This window comes from Terracoccus sp. 273MFTsu3.1 (assembly GCF_000383675.1).
Lineage (GTDB): Bacteria > Actinomycetota > Actinomycetes > Actinomycetales > Dermatophilaceae > Terrabacter.
Genome location: NZ_KB911827.1, coordinates 76188 through 97729, shown reverse-complemented (window position 1 = coordinate 97729; position 21542 = coordinate 76188). Strand labels below are relative to the sequence as shown.

The 21542-nt window shown below is 72.1% G+C and carries 15 protein-coding genes; 6 read left to right on the top strand and 9 right to left on the bottom strand.

Annotated features, from left to right (window positions below; translation table 11 throughout):
• The first annotated feature begins 43 nt into the window (after positions 1 to 43).
• The 4 genes from H283_RS0120215 to H283_RS0120200 all read left to right on the top strand — a co-directional run bounded on the left by H283_RS0120215 (position 44) and on the right by H283_RS0120200 (position 3205).
• Positions 44 to 967 (top strand): formylglycine-generating enzyme family protein, encoded by a 924-nt coding sequence (locus H283_RS0120215; protein ID WP_051103706.1) that lies wholly within the window; start codon positions 44 to 46, stop codon positions 965 to 967.
• 1 nt (position 968) lies between these two features.
• Entirely contained in the window at positions 969 to 1904 is a 936-nt protein-coding gene (locus tag H283_RS0120210) for an HAD family phosphatase (RefSeq protein WP_020145346.1), read from the top strand.
• 136 nt (positions 1905 to 2040) lie between these two features.
• On the top strand, positions 2041 to 2538 hold the full coding sequence (locus tag H283_RS0120205) for a pyridoxamine 5'-phosphate oxidase family protein (RefSeq protein WP_020145345.1): 498 nt from the start codon (positions 2041 to 2043) through the stop codon (positions 2536 to 2538).
• A gap of 52 nt (positions 2539 to 2590) precedes the next feature.
• Entirely contained in the window at positions 2591 to 3205 is a 615-nt protein-coding gene (locus H283_RS0120200; RefSeq protein WP_020145344.1) for a maleylpyruvate isomerase N-terminal domain-containing protein, read from the top strand.
• A 263-nt stretch (positions 3206 to 3468) separates the two neighbouring features.
• Here the strand turns inward: H283_RS0120200 and H283_RS0120195 are convergent, their stop codons facing one another.
• Genes H283_RS0120195 through asnB form a run of 4 tightly spaced genes read right to left on the bottom strand, consistent with a single transcriptional unit; the run spans position 3469 to position 9267 of the window.
• On the bottom strand, positions 3469 to 4794 hold the full coding sequence (locus H283_RS0120195) for a YncE family protein (RefSeq protein ID WP_156023347.1): 1326 nt from the start codon (positions 4792 to 4794) through the stop codon (positions 3469 to 3471).
• Complete coding sequence (locus H283_RS27355) at positions 4791 to 5678, bottom strand: polysaccharide deacetylase family protein (RefSeq protein WP_081633957.1); 888 nt, start codon at positions 5676 to 5678, stop codon at positions 4791 to 4793. The genes H283_RS0120195 and H283_RS27355 overlap by 4 nt, the downstream gene beginning before the upstream one ends.
• Complete coding sequence (locus H283_RS26935; RefSeq protein ID WP_020145341.1) at positions 5675 to 6403, bottom strand: phosphatase PAP2 family protein; 729 nt, start codon at positions 6401 to 6403, stop codon at positions 5675 to 5677. Before H283_RS26935 ends, H283_RS27355 begins: the two co-directional genes overlap by 4 nt.
• The gene (asnB, locus tag H283_RS0120175) at positions 6400 to 9267 is read right to left on the bottom strand and encodes an asparagine synthase (glutamine-hydrolyzing) (RefSeq protein ID WP_156023346.1); all 2868 of its coding nucleotides are present in this window, start codon (positions 9265 to 9267) and stop codon (positions 6400 to 6402) included. The genes H283_RS26935 and asnB overlap by 4 nt, the downstream gene beginning before the upstream one ends.
• Positions 9268 to 9438: 171 nt before the next feature.
• Here asnB and H283_RS0120170 point away from each other — a divergent pair, with 171 nt between their 5' ends.
• The gene (locus H283_RS0120170; protein WP_020145339.1) at positions 9439 to 10164 is read left to right on the top strand and encodes a response regulator transcription factor; all 726 of its coding nucleotides are present in this window, start codon (positions 9439 to 9441) and stop codon (positions 10162 to 10164) included.
• Here H283_RS0120170 and H283_RS25930 read toward each other — a convergent pair.
• The 4 genes from H283_RS25930 to H283_RS0120150 all read right to left on the bottom strand — a co-directional run bounded on the left by H283_RS25930 (position 10089) and on the right by H283_RS0120150 (position 15519).
• A complete protein-coding gene (locus H283_RS25930; protein WP_020145338.1) occupies positions 10089 to 11582 on the bottom strand; it encodes a cell wall metabolism sensor histidine kinase WalK in 1494 nt (497 codons plus the stop codon). The two genes, H283_RS0120170 and H283_RS25930, sit on opposite strands and share 76 nt — an antisense overlap.
• Positions 11583 to 11644: 62 nt before the next feature.
• On the bottom strand, positions 11645 to 12946 hold the full coding sequence (locus H283_RS0120160; protein WP_020145337.1) for a hypothetical protein: 1302 nt from the start codon (positions 12944 to 12946) through the stop codon (positions 11645 to 11647).
• Positions 12947 to 13181: 235 nt separating this feature from the next.
• Entirely contained in the window at positions 13182 to 14345 is a 1164-nt protein-coding gene (locus H283_RS0120155; RefSeq protein ID WP_020145336.1) for an acyl-CoA desaturase, read from the bottom strand.
• A gap of 43 nt (positions 14346 to 14388) precedes the next feature.
• On the bottom strand, positions 14389 to 15519 hold the full coding sequence (locus H283_RS0120150) for a ferredoxin reductase (protein ID WP_020145335.1): 1131 nt from the start codon (positions 15517 to 15519) through the stop codon (positions 14389 to 14391).
• A gap of 86 nt (positions 15520 to 15605) precedes the next feature.
• Here H283_RS0120150 and H283_RS0120145 point away from each other — a divergent pair, with 86 nt between their 5' ends.
• A complete protein-coding gene (locus H283_RS0120145) occupies positions 15606 to 16841 on the top strand; it encodes a CdaR family transcriptional regulator (protein ID WP_020145334.1) in 1236 nt (411 codons plus the stop codon).
• A gap of 7 nt (positions 16842 to 16848) precedes the next feature.
• Here the strand turns inward: H283_RS0120145 and H283_RS0120140 are convergent, their stop codons facing one another.
• On the bottom strand, positions 16849 to 21540 hold the full coding sequence (locus tag H283_RS0120140; RefSeq protein ID WP_020145333.1) for a multicopper oxidase domain-containing protein: 4692 nt from the start codon (positions 21538 to 21540) through the stop codon (positions 16849 to 16851).
• Positions 21541 to 21542: the final 2 nt, after the last annotated feature.

Genomic DNA, 21542 nt, shown 5'->3' with positions numbered 1-21542 from the left:
GGCCGGGTCGGGCCTCGTCGACCTGCCCGGCGGCCTCTTCACGATGGGATCGGACGACCACTACCCGGAGGAGGCCCCCACCCACCGGGTCCGCGTGGACGCGTTCTCGATCTCGCCGACCGCGGTCACCAACGACGAGTTCGCGGACTTCGTCGCGGCCACCGGACACATCACGGTGGCCGAGCGACCCATCGACGCGGCGGACTACCCGGGCGCTCCGCAGGAGAACCTCCAGCCGGGCTCGCTCGTCTTCACCCCGACCGACGGCCCGGTGGACCTGCGGCATCTCAGCCAGTGGTGGACGTGGACTCCGGGAGCCAGCTGGCGTCACCCCGAGGGTCCCGGGAGCTCGGTGAAGCGGCTCGGCGACCACCCTGTGGTGCACGTCGCGCACGAGGACGCCGCCGTCTACGCCGCCTGGGCGGGCCTGTCGTTGCCCACCGAGGCGGAGTGGGAGTACGCCGCCCGCGGAGGTCTCGACGGCAAGCCGTTCACGTGGGGTGACGAGGCCCGCCCCGAGGGTCGGATCATGGCGAACACGTGGGACGGGCTCGACTTCCCGTGGCGCAGCACGGGTGAGAGCGGCTACCTCCGCACGGCGCCGGTGGGCAGCTTCCCGGCCAACGGCTTCGGGCTCTTCGACATGGCCGGCAACGTCTGGGAGTGGACCGACGACTGGTGGACGACGCACCACCCCGACGACGCCGGCTCCCCCTGCTGCGCGCCGAGCAACCCGCGCGGCGGTGACCTCGAGGCGAGCTACGACCCCCGGCAGCCGCAGTTCCACGTCGGTCGCAAGGTCATCAAGGGCGGCTCACACCTGTGCGCCGACAGCTACTGCCTGCGCTACCGCCCGGCCGCCCGACGTCCGCAGATGGTCGACACCGGGATGAGCCACGTCGGGTTCCGCTGCGTCCGCCGCTCTGCCCGCACCGGCCTCCCCCTGCTGTCGACAGCGGGTCACTGAGGTGGCCCGGACCGCTCCCGACGACGGGCACGGGACGTTGCTGCCGTCGTGGCGGCCCGGAGTCACGCGCGATGCCCTCGTGGCCTTCCTCGACGCGTCGTCCGAGCTGCCGCCCGAACGTCGCCTCGCGTGCTTCGACAACGACGGCACCCTCTGGGCCGAGCGACCCACCTACGCGCAGCTCGACTTCTTCGTCGACGCGCTCGGGCGTCGCGCCGAGGCCGACCCTCTGCTCGCCGACCGGGCCGAGTACGCCGCGCTGCTGACCGGTGACACGGCAGCCCTCGGCGAGCTCGGGCTGTCGCGGGTGGCGATGGCCCTCGTCGAGCTCTTCGACGGCCAGGCACCGGAGGCGTTCACGGCCGAGGTCAGGGACTTCATGTCGCGCGCGGACCATGCCACCTTGCGACGACCGCTCCGGTCGGCTCTCTACCTCCCGATGCTCGAGCTCCTCGACGCCCTGCGCGAGCGCGGGTTCACGATCTCGGTCGTCACCGGAGGCGGCACCGAGTTCGTCCGCGCCGTGAGCTCCGAGCTCTACGGCGTGCCTCCCGAGCTCGTCGTCGGGACGGCCATCACGTACGCGTACGCCCGCGACGCACGAGGCCGACCGACCCTGCGCCGGTCGGCCCAGCTCGACGGCAGACCCAACGAGGCCGAGGTCAAGGTCTCCAACATCCAGGCACAGCTCGGTCGCGCCCCGGTGCTCGCCGCGGGCAACTCCGGCGGGGACCGCGAGATGCTGGAGTGGGCCACGAGCGGCGCCGGCCCGAGCCTGGCGCTGCTCGTCGACCACGACGACGCCGACCGCGAGTTCGCCTACGTCAGTGCCGCGGCGACGGTGGCCGAGACCGAGCCGGTCACCGACGTCGCGCGGACGCTGGGCTGGACGGTCGCGAGCATGCGGCGCGACTGGGCGACGGTCTTCCCCTCCTGATCCGCCTGCGGACGGATCGAGTCGTGTCGTGTCGTGTCGTGTCGTGTCGTGTCGAGAAACCTCGCCCGGCTCCGTCCACGGGGTGAGGGGCTCGACGAACAGCCCACGACTGCGCACCTGACGACGGAGGACGACCGTGCAACCGAACGAGATCACCGAGGTCCTGGACCGGCCCGGGAGCCAGCAGATGCTCTCCCGCGACGTGGCACGCCTGGCCTACGTCGCCACGGACGGCACACCGCGGGTCATCCCGATCTCCTTCACGTGGAACGGGACCCAGCTGGTCATGTGCACCACGAAGAACGCCCCGAAGCTGCGTGCCCTGCGTCGCGACCCGTCCGTCGCGCTCACCATCGACACCGAGGTGCACCCGCCGACCCTGCTGCTCGTCCGCGGCACGGCCGAGCTCGACGTCGTCGACGGCATCCCTGAGGAGTACCTCCGGATGAACGGCACGTACGCGATGACGCCGGAGCAGCGTGTCGCGTGGGAGGCGGAGGTGCGCTCGCTCTACGACGGGATGGTCCGGATCGTCGTGACCCCGACGTGGGCGAAGCTCATCGACTTCGAGACGACGCTGCCGAGTGCCGTGGAGGAGCTGGTCCTGGAGCGCGAACGCCGGCAACGCGCCTGAGTCCGCGCCTACCCGGTCGGGGACCGTCCGGATCCGGTGGCACGGTCGTGTCATGACCACAGCGACGAGTCCCGGGTCCCCCACCGATCCGCGCCCGATCACCGACCTCATCCCCTCCGTGGCGGCGGAGTGCCGCCGCGTCCTCGACGCCGCCGTCGACCGCGACTGGCGCGCGCCGGCAGGCGACCTCGACTGGTCGTGCCGACACACCGTGGCCCACGTGGCCGACGTGCTCTTCTCGTATGCCGGCCAGGTCGTCGCGCAGCCGGACGCTTCCTACCTGCCGATGGAGCTGGTGGTCGAGGACGCCGCGACGCCCGACCGTCTCGTGGCGTCGGTCGTCACGTGCGCGGAGCTGCTGCACCTGGCCTGCCGGGCCGCGCCGGCCGGGCTGCGGGCGTGGCACCCGGCCGGCGTCGCGGACGCGGAGGGCTTCGCGGCCATGGGCGTCGTCGAGCTGCTCGTGCACACCCACGACGTCACCCGCGGGCTGGGGCTCGGATGGCGGTCGCCGCAGGAGCTTGCGGCCGCTGCACTCGGGCGGCTCTTCCCGCAGGCACCGGACGGGGACCCGGCGGAGGTCCTGCTGTGGTGCTGCGGACGCGGCGCCCTCGCGGACCGGCCCCGTCTCGAGACCTGGCGCTGGGACCCGACGGTGCGGGGCTGAGTCGCTCGAGCCACCGACCGCGCCGCTCGTGGTCTCGAGGCCCGGGGCGGGCAGCACAGAGCCCCCGCTCAGGTGGGCGAGCGGGGGCTCTGTTCGGTGCTGCCCGTCCCCGACGGGCCAGCCTGGGGTACCCCTCCACGAACACCCGAGGCTGTTGCCAGGACGCCCGAGGGCGTCCCTTCACCCTGTAGACGATCGGGCTGCGTTTTCATGACACGGTTTTTGAGGGGATCTCCCGGATCGTCCGACATCGTCCGACGAGGTCATCGCATGTTGCCCGTGTGACCCAACGAGAAGCGTCCCGGTTGCGGCCAGACGAGCAGCCCGTGCGGCCCCGGTCGCACCCGGATGTGGTGGGTGACACGACCCGTGACGGTGTCGATGACGTAGACGCAGGAGTCGTAGCGACCGGAGAACCACAGCTCCCTCCCGTCGGCCGTCACCCCACCCATGTCCGGTGACCCCCCGCCCGGGATCCGCCAGGTCACGAGGGGGCGCAGGGTCGCGCCGTCGAGGACGCTCACGCTGCCCTCGCCCCGGTTGCTGACGAAGACGCGGCGAGCATCCCGGGCGGGATAGATGCCGTGGGCACCGAGGCCCGTCCGGACGAAGCGCGTCTCCCGGAACGTCGTCGCGTCGATGACCCAGATGCCGTTGCGCAGCATGTCGGCGACGAGGAACGACCGGCCGTCCGGCGAGAGACGCACGTCCTGGGGCATCGACGTCGCGCCGGAGGCGAGCATGGCCGCGGGGCCGCCCATCGACCGGGCGTCGGCCGGGCGGGTCGCTCCCGGGGTCCGGATGTCGTTGAGATCGATGACCCGGACGACCCGGGTGGCAGCCGCGTCGAGCTCGACGAGGTCACCACTGAACTCGCAGCTGACGAGCATCCTCGTCAGGTCAGCCGTGACGTCGGCGTGGTTGAGGCCGGCACAGGGCACGGGCAGGGAGCGCCGCAGGGCCATGGTGCGAGCATCCCGGACGTCCACCCGACGGAGCCGCTCGGCCATGACGAGAGCGCTGCGGCCGTCGGGTGTGAAGTAGAGGTTGTACGGGTCGCGCACCGGGACGGGGGTGCCGACGGCACCGGTGCGGGGGTCGATGGGCGTCAGGGCGTTGCCCGCGTCGCTGTTCACCCAGAGGCGACGCAGGTCCGCGGACGGCACCACGTGCTCGGGTGAGCGCGGCACGCGTCGGGTGGCGATGACGGCATACGTCCTCGGGTCGATGACCTGCACCGTCCCCGCGAGCTGTTCGGGCACGTAGACGAGCGGACGGGCCCGCCGGGCCTCCGTCGCAAGGCTTCCCGCGCCCGTGAACGCGTACGGCTGCGGTGTCCCGGTGCTCCGCGGTGCGGGCCCGGACGGACGCGCCGAGGGTGACCTCGGCGAGGTCGCTCCCGGATCCGTCGGGCTCGCTCCGAGGGCGGCGGCGACGCGCGACGACGGGCTCGACGCCGCTGCGGCCGCTGCGGCCGTCCGGGACGTCGAGCAGTCGGCCAGCAGAATGCTCGTCGTGGCCGTGAGGGCCAGCAGGACCACGACGCGGCGGAGAGGTCTGTCGGCGGCACGAGCGCGGCGCGGGCTCACGCCAGGAGCTCGCTGACCGTGACCGCACGGAGGCCGAGGGCGCGCAGACCCGTGAGGATGCCGGGCAGTGCGGCCACGGTCCCGGCGTGGCCGAGGTGGAGGCTGACGATGCTCCCCGCGCGGACGTCGGCGAGCGTGCGCTCGCGCACCGCGGTCGTCCCGGGGTCGAGGTAGTCCTGGGGGTCGACGTCGTAGGAGATGCATCGGGCGTAGCCGGAGGCGCGGGCGGCAGCCCGGATCACGGCGGTGCTCGTCGGGGTCCCCGAGGGCCGGAAGAGCAGTCCCGCCGAGCCCCGCACGAGAGCCACCTCGGCCGCCCCTCGGCTCACCTCGGCGTGGGCCTCGGCGGGGGTGAGCCTGCGCATGGGTCGGTGGCTCCACGTGTGGTTGCCCAGGTCGTGCCCGCCCGCGAGAACTGCCCGGCCCAGAGCCGGGTTCGCATGGAGCCACTGGCCCACGGCGAACACGGTCACCCGGGCCGCTTTAGCGCGAGCGATTTCGAGGACGGTCGCTGTCAGGGAGGCTGGTCCGGCGCCATGGAAGGTCAGCGCCACCTCGGGCCGACCGGACGAGCCCGACCGGATGTCGGGGCCGGCGGTCGCGAGGACCGTGGCGGCCTGCGTCGACGGGGTGGGTGCCGCCGATGACCCTCTCGGAGCCGACGATGCCGTGGTGGGGGCTGCGGAGGTCGGCGCCGGTGCACGGCTGGACGGTAGCGTTCCGTGCGCCCCGGACGGCGGGGTCTCGGGCGCCGGCGAGCACGCGGCGACACCGGCCGACCCCAGGGCGCCTGCGGCTGCGACGAGCAGAGCTCTCCGAGACGTGCCGGCCCGAACTGCGGCCACAGCTGTGGACCGGTCGGGAGCCGGCTCCCGTGGCGTCATGCGTCCCTCCTCTCCGCCTCGCCGGCGCGAGGGCGCAGCCGGCTCCGCATCCGGAGCCGCAGCCACGGCAGTGCGGGCACGGCGAGGGCCGTCACCACGAGGACCGATGCCCCGGCGAAGACGACCGAGGCGGCGACGTCGGCGAGGTAGTGGACCCCGAGGTAGAGCCGCGAGAGGGCGACGACGGCCACGACGGGTAGGCCGACTGCCCACGCGACCCGCGTGGACCGCCCGGTCAGGACCAGTGCCGCCACGACCGCGAAGACCGTCGCCGCGGCGAATGCGGTGTGTCCGCTCGGGTAGCTGTCAGCGGCGGTCTCCGCGACGAGCGCGTGGACCGCGGCAGCAGGGGGCCGGGGCCGGTGGACGAGGACCTTGCCGACCTCGACCGAGAGCCAGCCGACGACCGTCAGGACCCCGATGGTCACTGCGGCGAACCGGTCTCTCGTCCAGACGACTCCGCAGCCCACGCGCAGCAGGACCGGGGCGATGCGCGTGCCGAGGCCGACGTCGACGAGCTCGGCGGCCACTGTGAGCAGACGGTCCCGGTGCCCGGAGATGAGCACATCCAGCCCCAGCTCGCCGGTGCGGGAGGCGCCGACAGCCGTCACCGCGAAGCCGAGGGCGAGGCCGACGACGAGCAGCGCGATCCCCGACACCACCCACACCCGCCGCGGCCGCCGGCGCCTCGTCGTGTCCGGCTCGGAGGTCACGACGGTGGTCATGCGGACCGTCCGCTCGCCCGGGTGGGAGCCGCGTATGCCGTCACGAGGGGCGTCGGGTCCGTGGCCGGGTCCGTGGCCGGGTCCGTGGCCAAGTCCGTGGCGAGGCTCGCCGGGGCGTTCGGGTCCAGCAGACGGAGGCCGTCGAGGACGAGCGCCAGCGGGGTGCGCTGCGCCCCCTGGCCCAGGGGGTTGTCGGTGAACATCTGCTCCATCCGGGTCCTTTGGCCCGCGGCGTCGGTCCCGAGGACGTTGCAGCCGAGGTCGTTCGCGTCGATGACGACGGTGCCGCCGAACGTGTCGGCAAGACCGTGGGGCAGCGCGGCCCGGACCGCCGCGGAGATCGTCGCGCAGACGTGGTCGGGATCCTGGGGGGCCAGCTTGGCCGACAGGTTGGCCGGGTGGACGGAGTACTCGGTCGGCCCGTCGATGGCGCGCACGTCACCACCGACGACGGTGTAGAAGAGGCCCCGTCGCCCGACGAGCTTCCCGGCCGCGCCCGCCGCCGCGGCGAGGAGCACCCGCGGGAGACCCGCCTCGTCGATCGCCAGCTGCATCGTGAACGGTGACCCGAGGCCGATGCCCGCGGGGGTCCGCGTCACGTGACGGCTCAGCACGCGCGCGGCGCGGCTGACGGGGATGTCCCAGATGAAGAACGAGCGGTGCTGGGTGATCGCGACGACCTTCTCCGAGACGAAGACGTACCAGCGGCTGAACCCCGTTCCCGCAACGGATCGGCCGTCCCCGAGCGCATCGACGTGCGCTCGGACCCGGTCCACCATGAGGGCGACGAGGTCGTCGGTGTCCGCCACCTGGGGGGTGCGCACCGGGAGGCGGCGGACCCGTGTCCCGTCCGGCAGCTCGATGTCGAGGTCCTTCCCCTCGTTGGTCACGGCGGCCCTCGCGGAGCCCGCCTCGCGGTCCGCCCCGCCGGTGGGGCCGGGCGCGCTCGACCTCGCGTCGGACCTGGCGCCGGACGTGTCCTCGTCGGCGGGTTCGGCTGGCGCGTCGAAGAACTCGCGCAGCCAGAGCTCGACGTTGAGGATGCGCCAGAACGCCATGGAGTCGAGCGAGCCCCTGCCGCTCAGCCACTGCTCGAAGGCGTTGAGGACCTCGGTCCGGTCGAAGTAGGGCCGGCTCGCGAACGACTCGGAGAGGAACACCCGGTAGATGAACTCGCGCTGTTCGTGGAACCACTCGTTCTGCGGGGTCGTGAAACCGATCTTGTTGCGCCGTCGGGTGATCGAGGTCGGAAGGACCTGCTCCTCCGCATCGCGCAGGACGTGCTTGTTCCACCCGTCCCGGATGATCGCGTCGTCGGGCATCGCGAAGACCGTGCGCACGAGGTCGGGGTCGAGGAAGGGCACCCGACCCTCGACGGAGAAGCGCATCGAGTTGCGGTCCTCGTAGCGCAGCAGGGCCGGCAGCGAGGCCACGAAGAGGTCGTGCACGAGGCGCTGTCGCAGGCTCGCACCCTCCACGGCGTAGGTGTCGTCGGCGTGGGCGGCCGTGAAGTCCCGTCGAAGGAGCAGGTTCACCGATCCCCCGCCGCGCAGCCGGGTCCGGAGCCGCGAGCGGACCTGACCGCCGAGGATGTCGCGGTTGGCGACGATCTCCGAGAGGCCGGCGCGTCGGTCCCGGGAGAGCAGACTGCGCAGGTGCGTGACGGTCTGGGGGACGTATCCCGCCAGCATCTCGTCCGCGCCCTGGCCGTCGAGCATCACCGTGACGTGCCGGCTTGCCTCCTTCATGACGCGGTACTGCGCGTACGGTCCCGTCGAGACGACGGGCTCCTCCTGGGTGCGCACGAAGTCGGTGAGGTCGGCGAGCAGGTCGTCTGAGGTCGGCCGGATCCGGTGCGACCGGACCGGCCCCGAGCAGGCGTCCACGGCGTCGTCCACCCAGCGCTCCTCGTCGTTGCGGTAGCCGGGGAAGACCGCCGAGAAGGTCTGCTGCCGGGGCCCGACGGCCTCGGCCGAGGTGTCGTGCGTGGTGAGCAGGCGGTCGATCCCGACGGCGATGGTCGAGCTGTCGAGCCCACCGGAGAGCGACGTGCCCACCGGCACGTCCGAGCGCAGCCGCAGCGCGATGGACTCGGTCAGCCCGTCGCGCAGGGCCGCGACCTCCTCCGCGCCTGCACCTGTCGCCGCGGGACGAGTGCGCTCGAGGTCGTGCTGCAGCGTGCCGTAGCGCCGGCGCTCGAACCCGGCAGCGCTGATCGTCGCCATCTCACCCGGCAGCAGGCGCTCGATGCCCTCGAAGAAGGTCTCGGCACCGTCGTCGTGCACGCGATGACGCAGGTAGCGGAACAGGCTGCGCTCGTTGGGAGCACGGTCGTGGCGACCGCTGACGAGGATCGGCCTGATCTCGCTCGAGAAGAGCCAGGACCCCCCGGGGCCACCTCGTCCTCCGTGCGCGGGCGACACCCGGCTCACGTGGAGCGGCTTGATGCCGAACTGGTCGCGGGCGAGGGTCAGCGTCTGCTCGTCGCGGTCCCAGACCGCGATCGCGAACATCCCGTTGAGGCGGTCGAACGCCTCTCGTCCCCACGCGGCATACGCGTGCAGGACGACCTCGGTGTCGCTGTGCGTCACGAACGTGTGCGACGCCGCGACGAGCTCGTCCCGCAGGGCGCGGTAGTTGTAGACCTCACCGTTGTACGCGAGGACGTACCTGCCGTCCGGCGTGGCCATCGGCTGCCTCCCGCCCTCACGGTCGATGATCGACAGGCGTTGGTGGGCCAGCCCGACCGGGCCGTCGACGTAGGTGCCCGAGTCGTCGGGTCCACGGTGGCGCTGGGCCGCGTTCATCCGGTCCAGCAGCCCACGGTCCTCCTCGAGGCCGAAGTACCCGGCGATTCCACACATGCGCATCCCTCCGACGACGGTCGTCTGACCCGCCATCGTGCGACGGTGTCGCTGAGAGGACCCTGAGGCCGGTTCTCAGCGACCGTTCAGGCTCGCCGACCTAGGCTCGGAGCCATGAGCGCCCTCCGCGAACCCGCAGGCCCCGGCCTCGATGCCCGGCGGGTCTGAGGGATGCGCGTGCTCGTGGTCGAGGACGAGACGTCCCTCGCGGAGGTCGTCCGACGCGGCCTGACGCGTGAAGGGTTCGTCGTCGACGTCATGCACGACGGCCAGGACGGGCTGTGGGCGGCCACCGAGTGGGCATACGACGTCATCGTCCTCGACATCATGCTGCCCGGGCTCGACGGCTACCAGGTGATCGCACGACTGCGCGAGGCGGGCGTGTGGACGCCCGTGCTCATGCTGACCGCCGTCGACGGCGAGCACGACCAGGCCGAGGCGTTCAACCTCGGTGCGGACGACTACCTCACGAAGCCGTTCAGCTTCGTCGTGCTCGTCGCCCGGCTCAGGGCACTCATCCGGCGCGGCGCGCCGGAACGGCCCGTGGTCCTCACGAACGGATCCCTGTCGCTCGACCCGGTGCGACGGCACGTGCTGCGACACGGATCGGAGATCGCCTTGACTCCCAAGGAGTTCGCGCTCCTGACCTTCCTCATGATGCACGCGGGCGAGGTCGTCACGAAGGCCACCATCCTCGATGCCGTGTGGGATCCGGCCTACGACGGCGACGTCAACATCGTCGAGGTCTACGTCGGCTACCTCCGCCGCAAGATCGACGCCCCGTTCGCGGAGGCGAGCATCGAGACGGTGCGGGGCGTGGGCTATCGGCTGCTCGAGGCGGAACCGGCGGAGCCGGCCGAGCCGGCCGAGCCGGCGGAACCCGCAGAGCCGGCCTGACCCTCGGCGCCCGACCCGCCGGTCGGTGGCTCCGCCGACGAGGGCAACGGCAGCGTCAGCTCGAAGCGGGCGCCACCCGACGGCGACTCCCCCACCGCGAGCGTCCCGCCGTGGGCCACGGCCAGCTCGCGGGCGATGGCGAGACCGAGGCCGGCTCCCCCGGAGTGGCGTGACCGGCTCTCGTCGAGCCGGACGAAGCGCTCGAACACGCGCGCCCGGTCGGCCACGGGGATGCCTGGTCCGTCGTCCTCGACCCGCACCACGGCACGGTCGCCGACCCGCTCGACGGTGACGGCCACGGCGCCCTTCGCGTGGCGGGCGGCGTTGTCGAGCAGGTTGCGCAGGACCTGCTCGAGCTGGTGCTCGTCGCCGCGGACCCGCACGGCGTCGTTCGTCAGACGGACGGCCAACGGGGTCAGCCGGCGCAGTCGCCGGACCTCACGGTCGACGAGGTCGTCGAGGTCGACGTCGCGGCGGCTGACCGTGAGCGCGTGGTCATCGGCCTGCGACAGCAGGAGCAGGTGGTCGACGAGCCGGCTCATCCGCTCGGTCTCGCCACGCAGGATCGGGTCGAGCTGCTCCCACGACGTCTCGGGATCGTCGGGGCTGACGACGTCGAGCGACGCCCGGATGGTCGCGAGCGGCGACCGCAGCTCGTGGCTGGCGTCGGAGACGAAGCGACGCTGGGCGCGCTGCGAGGCCTCGAGTCGACTCAGCATCGAGTTCATCGTCACGGCCAGCTGCGCGATCTCGTCGTGGGTGGGCGGCACGGGCACGCGGTCCTGCAACCTGGAGGCGCTGGTGCGTTCGACGTGGGAGCGGATCGCCTCCACGGAGCTGAGCGCGCGCCCGACCCGCCACCACGTGATCATCGCGGTGAGGGCCACGAGGAACGGCAGGGCGACCGCGAGGAGGATGGCCGTGGTCCGGACGGCCTGCTCACGCGCCTCCTGGGACGCCTGGGCCGCGAGGACGTACGTGACACCGTCCACGTCGACCCCGCGAGCGACCACGAGCGGGTCCTGCAGGTCGAGCGGCAGCGGGAGCGAGGAGCGGCCGGTGACGACGGTCTGGCCGGGCGCCGGCCGCGCGTCGGTGACCGGCTCGGTCCGCGACGCCTTCGAGGTGTAGACGACGCGCGCCGATCCACCCTCGTACCCGATGACCTGGACGAGGACGTTGTCGGGACCCTCGTCGCGCTCGCTTCGCGCGAGACCCGCGGTCCCGTCGACGGCGAGCACGGCGGCGTCCTCGTCGACGACGGAGGTCACGCTGTCCTGCAGCGTCTGGGTCAGCGCCCCCTGCAGCACGAGCACGAGCACGGCGCTGCCGAGGAGCAGGGCGACGGCCACCACGGCTGCGGCGGCGACCGTCGCCTGTCCCCGGACTCCCCTGGGCAGTCGGAAGCGGGCCGTCATCGGGCTCCTTCCGGTCTGGTGAGGCACGGACGGTGCCACCACGATTCTGCCCGATCGGGCTGTTACGCCTTCTTCTCCAGCGAGCCGATCGTGGACTGGAGCGCGTGGAGCGCGGCGGCGCTGTCCGCCTTGGAGGGCGGTGTCGCCCGCAGCGCGGTCAGCGCACCGTCGATCGCGGAGTCCATGGTGTGCCAGTCATCCGGGGACGCCGGCTTCATCGCGGCCTCCCCGTCGTCCCAGGCGACCTCGAGGTCCTTGATGCGCGTCGTCGCTGCGGACAGGTCTCCCGACCGGGTCTTCGCCGAGACGTCGTCGACGATGACGGCGAACGGCCGCAGGTCTCCGATCGGCGACGTCGCGTCCGTCTCCAGGGGGTTGGCCCGCGTGGCGCTGCCCCGGGTGCCGGACGTTGCACCGGCGGCCGTGCCGGAAGGAGTGGCCGCGGCGGGAACAGGAGCCGGCGCGAGGGCCGTGGCGGCGGCGACGACGGCCACGGCGCCTGCGGCCGCCCAGGCGTAGTCGCGGCGCGGGTGCACGGCCGGGGCCTCTCCCTTGGCGCGGATGCCGTGGCGGTTGACGTTGACCTGCTCGCGGGCGACGAGCACGACGATGACGGCGAGGAAGACGAGGCTCGTGAGGCTGGAGCCGAGGCCGAGCCCGCCGAAGGCCCGACTCTGTGTGAGCAGGTCGCCGAGCGACGCGCCGAGCGGTCGCGTCAGGACGTAGGCGATCCAGAACGCGAGGACCGCGTTGAGGCCGGCGCGACGGGCCACCCAGACAGCGAGGATGAGGCCGCCGAAGATCAGCGCGCCGTTGCGGAAGCCGAGCGACAGCGCCTCGGTGGCGAGGTCCCCGCCCGCCGTGCCGAGGGCGAACGTGGTGAGGATCGCGCCCCAGTAGTAGCGCTCGCGCCGTGGCGTGTCGATCGCGGTGATCGCCAGGGTGCGCTCCTGGCGCCACCACACCGTGAAGACCGCCGCGAGCACCAGGGCGAACACCGCCGTGCTGACGTAGAGGCTGACGCCGAGCGTGTCGGTGAAGAAGTCGGTGATCTGGGTACCGACGATGCTGACGAGGATGACCGTGAGCCAGTAGAGCCACGGCACCAGGCGCCGGGTCCGCAGCTGGGCGACGAGGGCGATGACCAGGAGGGTCATCATGGCCCCGTCCGTGACGAGCGTCCCCAGGCCGACCTGCACGGCGAGGTAGTCGGCGAACGTCTCGCCGATCGTCGTCGACAGGACCTTGATGAGCCAGAAGGTGGCCGTGATGGCCGGCACCTTGTTGAGCAGCTGGGCGGCCACTGGGTGGCGCGCCTCGTGCGGCACCGTCCCCGGGACGGTGGACGTCAGGGCGTCAGACATGCGGATCCTCCACGAAGAGAGCTGCCTCGACGGTCCTGCCGGCACGGGTGACCTGGCGTGGCGCCGTCGGTCGGCCCTCGTGCAGCTCGCGACGCGGCCGTCGGTGGCCGCGCGGGTCAGGACATCGAGACGCCGGGAGGGGGTCTCCCGGCGTCACGACGATGTCGCAGCCGCACTGAGCGCACGCTGAGAGGGATCACTCGTGCCCGCACGTCGACACGAGACAGTCAGGGCCTCAGGCGGCCGCGCGCTCCCGCGCCGGTGCGGACGTCGGCAGGTCGGTGACGGACGCGCTCCGGTTGCGGCCGAGGAAGTCGTTGGGCAGGGACAGCCGGATGACCTTCTTCCAGGCCGACGCCACCTGGCGCGGCAGCGAGCCCGTCGTGTAGGTCAGGCCGTACCTCCGGAAGAGGTCCTGCACCTGCGGGGCGATCTCCTGGTAGCGGTTGCTCGGCAGGTCGGGGAAGAGGTGGTGCTCGATCTGGAAGCTGAGGTTGCCCGTCATGAAGTGCATGGCCTTGCTGCCGCTGATGTTGGCCGAGCCGAGCATCTGGCGCAGGTACCACTCGCCGCGGGTCTCCCCCACGATCGACCGGCGCTCGAAGGTCTCGACGCCCTCCGGGAAGTGACCGCACATGATGACCGAGTGGGTCCACAGGTTGCGGATGAGGTTGGCCGTGGCGTTCGCGGCGAGCGTGTTGAGGAACGACGGGCCCGAGAGCAGCGGGTGGATGACGTAGTCCTTCGTCATCTGGTTGCGGATCTTCTTCAGCGTCACCTTGGCGCGGGCCCGGAAGTCGGGGTCCTGACGGCGCTCCTTGGTGGCGAGGTTCTTGCCCAGCTCGAGGTCGTAGGCCGCGATGCCGTACTCGAAGAAGCAGGCGTTGACGAAGTTCCACAGCGGCTGCGCGGCGTAGAGCGGCACCCAGCGCTGGTCCTCGTCGACGCGCATGATGCCGTAGCCGAGGTCGTTGTCCTTGCCGATGACGTTCGTGTACGTGTGGTGCAGCTCGTTGTGCGAGTGCTTCCACTGCTCCGACGGGCTGGCGTTGTCCCACTCCCACGTCGTCGAGTGGATCTTCGGGTCGCGCATCCAGTCCCACTGACCGTGCATGACGTTGTGACCGATCTCCATGTTCTCGATGATCTTGGCGACCGCGAGGCCGGCGGTGCCGACGACCCACGCGGGCGGGAACATCGAGACGAGCAGGACTGCGCGAGAACCGAGCTCGAGCTTGCGCTGGGTGGCGATGACCTTGCGGATGTAGGCCGCGTCGTCGGCGCCGCGGGTGTCGATGACGGACTGGCGGATCGCGTCGAGCTCGACGCCGATCTGCTCGATGTCCTCGGGCGTCAGGTGCCCGATCGGGTTGTGGGACTTCTTCTGCAGGACGGTCATGGTGACTCCTCTGGTCAGGGGGTCGGGAGGTCTGTGGAACAGGTCAGTGGTCGATGACGCAGGCGCCGGCGGCTGCGGAGATGCAGGTCTGGATCGGGACGCCCTGGCCCTCGGTCTCGCCGGGCGTGGCGGTCGTGACGGCTCCGGTGCGCAGGTCGCGCACGGCTCCCTCGCGCAGGGGCAGGACGCAGCCGAAGCAGATGCCCATGCGGCACCCGGACGGCATGAGGACGCCGGCGGCCTCGGCGGCGTCGAGGATGGGGGTGGCGCCGTCGGCGTCGACGGTCGTGCCCGTGCTGGTGAAGTCGACGGTGCCGCCCTCGCCGACGACGAGGGTCGCGGCGCGGAACTGCTCGGTGAGCAGGTCGAGCCCGCGCTCGTCGTGGTGGCGCTGGAGCGCGTCGAGCAGCCCGCCCGGACCGCACGCGAGCGTCGTCCGGTCGTGCAGGTCCGGGACGAGGGCCTCGAGGTCGGCGACGTCGAGGACGCCGTGCTCGTCGTCGTAGCGGGCGACGAGACGGATGAGCCCGGCCTCGTCGAGGTCGCGGAGGTTGTCGATGAAGATCGAGTGGGGCTCGCTCGGGGCGACGTGCACGGCGACGATGTCGTATGCCGCCGAGCGGGCCAGGCGCACGACGCCGTCGTCGGCCACGGGGAAGAGGTTGCGCAGCATGCCGATGACCGGGGTGACGCCGGACCCCGCCGTGACGAAGAGGAACCTGCCGCCGTCGGTGGGGAGCACGAACTCACCCTGGGCCTGCTCGAGGTGCACGAGGGTGCCCGGTCGCGACTCGCGCACGAGGTGGGTGCTGACGAGGCCGTCCGGCACGGCCTTGACGGTGATGGAGATGTTGCCGTCGGCGCGCGGGCCGTGGGTCAGGGAGTAGGCCCGCCACTGGCGTATGCCGTCGACGTCGACACCGATGCGGACGTACTGTCCCGGCACGTGGCCGGCCCAGTCGGCGCCGGGGCGGATGACGATGGTGGCCGCGTCGGCCGTCTCGGGGTGGACGTCCACGATGCGCCCGCGCAGGTCGGCGCCGGGGCGCAGCGGGTCGAAGAGGTCGAGGTAGTCGGCGGGCAGCAGCGGGGAGGTCGCGCGCTCGGCGAGCTGGAGGAACCGTCGTCGCAAGGACGGGCGGGCGGCTCGGGTCGAGGGTGCGGTCAGGCTCATGCCCCCAGCATGACTGACAGGCAAGGGTAAGATCCTGACCACAGGGCGTGAAGTGCTCGGGAACTCTTGTGCGGAGGGAACAGTCGATGGCCTCAGAGGCAACGAGAGCCACGGTCCGTGGTGCGGCGGACCTGCAGCTGGACCACGCCGTGCTCCGGGTGCTGCGGGAGCGGCTCCCGGCCATCGCGTCCACGACGGTCACCGCCGTCGTCGACGAGGTCCCCGACTACCGCGGCGCCCTCGGTGGCGTCGCCGGCGACACGATCGAACGCGCCGTGCAGATGGCCATCGCCGGCTTCCTCAAGCTCGCGGCCGGCGGGAGTGACGTCGACCCGAGCACGCCGCTCGGCCCGACCCGGGAGGGGGCGTACGCCCTCGGACGCGGCGAGGCACGCGGGGGACGCTCGATGGACAGCCTCCTCGCGGCATACCGGGTCGGTGCCCGCGTGTCGTGGCGCGAGCTCGCCCGGGCCGCGGGAGACGCGGGGCTGGCGGCGGCGGCGATGGCGAAGTTCGCCGAGCTGCTCTTCGCCTACATCGACGAGCTGTCGGCCGCGAGCGTCGCGGGCCACACCGACGAGCTGACGACGAGCGGACGGGTGCGGGACCGCTACCGGGAACGGCTCGGTCAGCACCTGTTGGCCCGGGCCGGCATCGACACGCTGACCGCTGCTGCCGCCCGCGCCGGGTGGCCTCCCCCGGCCACGCTGACGGCCGTCCTGCTGCCGGCGGCGCAGGGACGCCGCGCCCTGGCCTCGCTCGGCGCCGACACGCTCCAGGTCGGCGAGGACCTGCCGGGCATCGACGACGTCGACCCGGACGACCCGCTGACGCTGCTGCTCGTGCCGGACGCCGATGGCCCGGGCCGCGTCCACGTGCTGCGGGTGCTCGCCGGCCGCCACGCCGTCGTCGGGCCGCCGCGCCCGTGGGACGACGCACGCGCGTCCTACGACCGCGCCGCGCGCACGGCGCGACTCGTCCGACCGTCACGCAGCGGGGCCCCCGTCGACACGGAGCGGCACCTGACCGACCTCGTCCTCACGGCCGACCCGGAGGCACTCGCCGACCTGCGCGACCACGCCCTGGCGCCGCTTGCCGACCTGCCTCCCTCCACCCGCGAACGGCTCGCGGAGACCCTCCTGTCGTGGCTGCTGCACCAGGGACGGCGGGACGCGGTCGCCGCCGAGCTGCACGTGCACGCCCAGACCGTCCGCTACCGGATGGGCCAGGTGCGCGAGCTCTACGGCGACCGGCTCCTCGACCCGTCCGCGGTGCGGGAGCTCGTCGTGGCGCTCTCGGCTCCCTCCGCGGACGGGTCCTGAGCCCCGGTCAGCACGTGCTCCCGTCGACGCGGAGGATGGGACACGTCGGGGACGCGTAGGGCAGCACCCGTTGCAGGCCCCAGACCCCGACCGCGGTGAACGGCCTCCTGAGGTCGCCGTAGAAGTAGTCACCGGGTGCCGCTCGCGTGCCGCCCGCGCCGCCTACGACGTCGAGGTCGAAGGACTCCCACGGCCCCATGCCCTGCGTGGTCGTCGAGTCCGACTCACCGATCCGGGCGTCCTGCGGCCAGTGCAGCCCACCGAGGCTGAAGGCGTGGGCGCTCTCGCTCCCGGGCGTCACGAGGACGTGCACGACCTCCGGGTCGCCGGCGTATGCCCTCAGCAGGGGCACCTGCCCCGGGTCACGGAAGGCGCCCGGACCGTCACCGGCCGGAGCCGCGGCGTAGTTGAGCAGCGACCGTCCCGCCCGGGCGTTCGTCGGGTAGGGCATGAAGTCCTGGCCGATCTGCGTGTCGTCGTCGGCGAGGAGCACGGTGAAGTCGCGGTAGTCGGTGACGTCGCCGCCCGGGACGTGCACGATCACCTGGGCGCCGATGTCCTTCGCAAGTCCCGTGACGGGATCGCTGAACTCGGTGCGCAGACCGTCGACCCTCGACGCGGGCGCGACGACCATGGCGCCGTACAGACCGTTCTTCGCCGCGCCCGGCGAGGCGAGGTCCGAGATGACGGCGGTGCCGAGCCGGTCGGTGGCTGCGTAGTACGTGTAGGTGCGTACGGCCCCCGGAGCGACGTTCTGCTCCGGGGCGAAGCCGACGTCGACGCCGCCCGAGTCGGCGGCGCGGTCGAGCTTGCCCACCGAGAAGCCCACGGCAGTGGTCAGCGTGTTCGTGACGCGGACCGAGACGCACTCACCCGCGACGACGTGCAGCACGAGCGGGACCGGGCTCTTCAGGCCCTTCTTGATGCTCGCCACGTCACCGTCCGGGACGAACGCCGTCCTCGCTCCGTTGAGCGACTGCGACTTGTCGACCGCACTGAGGTTGAAGCTGCGCGTCGGCGCCGTCGGCGGACACGGGCTGTCCTGGGGCTCGGCTGCCGGTGGGAGTCCACCGGTGGTGACCGGTGGCACGTAGGCGGCGGTCGGCGGCGCCACTCCCGGCAGGGGTTGGAGGTCCTCGACGGTCCCGGGCAGCACCCGCACGACGCCCCAGGCGCCCTGCTGGGTGTGCTTCTCGACCCCGTTGGCGTAGAGGTAGTCCCCCGGCCTCATCCGCATGTCGGGCGCCGAGCCGTTGAAGACCAGGGTGAACTTCTCGCTGACGCCGTAGTGGATCGTGTCGATGATCGATCCCGCCGGGGTCGGACCCGACCCGTCGTCATGGGTGTAGCGCGGCTCGAGCAGCGTGCGGCCTCCCTGCAGGTGCAGGGTGTCGACGGTCGGTGACACGTTGATGGTGCGCACGACGAGCGGGTCGTCGGGATAGAGCCGCGGCAGGGGTGTCACCGGGTCGCCGTAGGTCCAGGAGCTGAACTGGTGCGCCGTGTCCGGCCGGTCCGCGAGCGGGTTCGCCTTGAGGTTGAGCGTGGAGTACGCCCCGGCGTCGTTGTCGTTGATCGTCCACAGCGCCAGCTCACGGAAGCTGCCGTCGACGAGCCCCGGGGACAGGGCGCTCGTCGTGTGGATGTCGACGAGGGTGCCCGAGTCCACCTCGGCCCCGGTCACGGGGTCGTGGTAGGTCGACCCGGGAGGCTCCACGACGAGCTGGCCGACGAGGCCGTGGCCCCAGCCGTGGATCCCGTCGACGTGGTCGTGCCAGAAGACGTTGTCGAGGAGGGCGTCCGGGTACCAGCGGTACTGGATGAACTCGGTCCCGGCATACTCCCCCGACGCGTGGGCGGCGACGAGCGCCGAGTCGAGGGTCACGGTGCGCGTCGTCTGGTTGACGGCGACGACCTGGTGGGTCTCGATGGACTCGAGGCCCTCACCGACGGCGATCCACGGTCTCGTCGCCTTGCCGTTGGCGTCGACCCCGACGAGCGAGGTCACGCTGCTGAGGACGAGAGTCTTGGCCCCCTTGGCGGCCGCCGCGCTGAGCCGTGCGTCAGCCCCCTGGTACGGCCGGACGGAGTGCTCGAAGGCGTAGCCCACACTGACGCCGTCGGACCCCTGCACGTCGAACTGCACGTGGTGGATGTGCATCGACGTCTTCGAGAAGCCGTCGAAGGCCGACGCGTCGGGGATCTCGTTCGTCAGCGTGATCGCGACGCAGTCGCCCTGGTTGGCACGGATCGCCAGCGGGTCGGAGCGGCGCGGATCACTCGCGACCGCCGCCTTGTCCTTGGCCAGGACGAAGAGCTTGCCGTCCGGGTCGACCTGCGTCGGGGTGCGTTGGATCGTCTTGCCGATGGTGACGACGTTGAACGTGCGCACGCGTCTCCCCTTGGGGCACAGGGCATCCGAGCGGTTGGCCCACGGACTCGTGCTCGCGGACGTCTGGCCCGTCGTCGCCCCGAGCCACGGGGTCCCGGTGTGTCCGGCCGGGGTGAACGGTGGTCGCTTGCCGATGGTCGTGCGGAACAGCGGGTAGGCCGGGCGTCCGTTGCGCGGGTTGAACAGGATCGTCGGTCGTCCTGTCACGATGCGCCCCACGTCGACGGCGAGCAGGTTCGGCTGCCCGGTCACGATCTTCGGCGAGTCGGCGAAGACCGTCGGGTCGGCAGGGGCTCCGAGGTAGAGCTGTTGCGACCCCGTGCCCGTCACCTTCCAGTTCCAGACGGTCGCGTCCTGCCCGTTGCGGGGCACGCCCGCTGGAGGCAGCTGGGGACGGATCCAGGAGTCGAGGTTGGTGGCCGTGATGAGGGTGCCGTTGATGGTGCGACCGATGAGGCCTCGCGAGTCGACGGCGGTCGGCGGCAGCGCACGATCCGCGATCGGCACGAGGTCCGGCTGACGGGTGTCGTAGACGCGCCAGATCCCCCACATGCCGGAGTTGTAGTGCTTGGCGATGTGGCAGTGGAAGAGGAAATCGCCCGCGGACTGCTGGACGCCGCCCGCGCCACCCTCGATCTCGAGGTCGTAGGACTCGCCGGGGCCGATCGACTGGGAGTCGAGACGCTGCGACGGCGACAGCACGGTGGGCGGGTCCTTGCGCAGCCCTGTGTCGGCATAGTTGAACGACGTGTCGGCGACGGGGTTGAAGCGCCACCGGTCACCCCCGCCGTGGAGGTGGAAGACGTGGAACTTCTCGCTGCCCACGTGCATGATCCGGATCTTCGTCGGGTCGGCGAGGTAGCCGCGCATCATCGGCGTCGCCGGCTCCCCGAAGGTGTAGGAGCTGTACGCGTGCGCCTTCTCCTTGGGGAAGGCGAGCAGCCGGTTGCGGAACGGCTCCGACCGGTAGTTGAGCGCGAAGGCGCCGGGGCGGTAGGTCCCCGTCGTGGCGTCGACGAGGGGGATGTCGGCGCCGGCCGCGTTCTTGATCAGCTCGTTGTCGTTGCCGATCTCGTGGTGCAGCAGGGCGCCCTCGCGGAAGCCGCACGTCGGCGTCGCGCTCGTCGGGACACAGGCCGCGTTCGCTGAGGCCGGCTTGATGATGGCCTCCCAGCCGGACTCCACCTGGCGGCCGGCGACCGACGCGTTCCAGTACGTCGACCCCGGAGGCTCGACGACGAGCGCCCCGAAGAGCCCGTGGTCGACCGCGGCGCGGTAGCCGGGACCGGGGTGGATGTAGTGCCCACCCTCGAGGCGACGGTCGAGCGGGATGGCGAAACGGTAGGTGCGGCTCTGTCCCGCCGCGACGTCGGACGGGTCGTTCTGGCCCACCTGGTCGCCCGACGAGGAGATGTCGAACTCGAGCCCGTCGATGTGCAGGCCGAAGGGACCGCCCGATGCCGCATTGGTCAGCCGGATCGAGACGCAGTCACCCTCGTTGGCCCGGATGACGAGGGGCTGGATCGCGTCGTCGCGCAGCCCCACCGAAACCTTCTGCGACGCCTCCTGGGCCCGGACCGCCGCCAGCCGTGACGTGAGGACGTACATCTTGCCCTTGGGGTCGTGGTCGCCGAACCGGTTCAGCGGGATGTTGACGTCGATGGCCGTGACGTCGAAGGAGCGGGTGACGCTCCCACCGTCCAGGCAGCCGGGCGTCGCGGCGAGGGCAGCGGTGGGCGACGACGCCTCGGCGACCGGCGCGAGGGCCAGCACGGCGACGACCCCGACGACCCCCGTACCCACGGCGACGAGGCGCGCCGCGTGCGTCCGGCGGTGTGACCGGACGCCCCCTCGACGGCGTCGCCCACCGGCCAGGAGCCGGAGCGCCGCGGACACCACCACCACGGGGACGACGACGAGCAGGGCCGCTGCGGCGTCCCCGAAGAGGCCGAGGACCGGCAGACCGGCCCGCGGCTCGTCCAGGACCACGAGGCGCAGCTGGTTGCCCACGGCGAGCGACGCCGCCACCGCGAGGACGCACCGTGCCAGCACCGCCGGCTCGCGCAGCCCGGCGCGCAGGGAGGCCGCCAGCACCGGGTGGACGACGAGCACGAGGGGCACGGTGAACGCCACGACCGTGGTGGAGTGACCGATCGGGCCCTGGACGACACCGGCGCCGACGTCGTGCAGGTCGAGCCAGGACAGCCAGAGCCCGCCCACCACCCCCATCGCCAGCGCCGTGACGAGGTCGGTCACGCTGACGTGCCGCTTCGCGCTCGCTCGGGTGGTGGGCGACGGGATGGCCATGG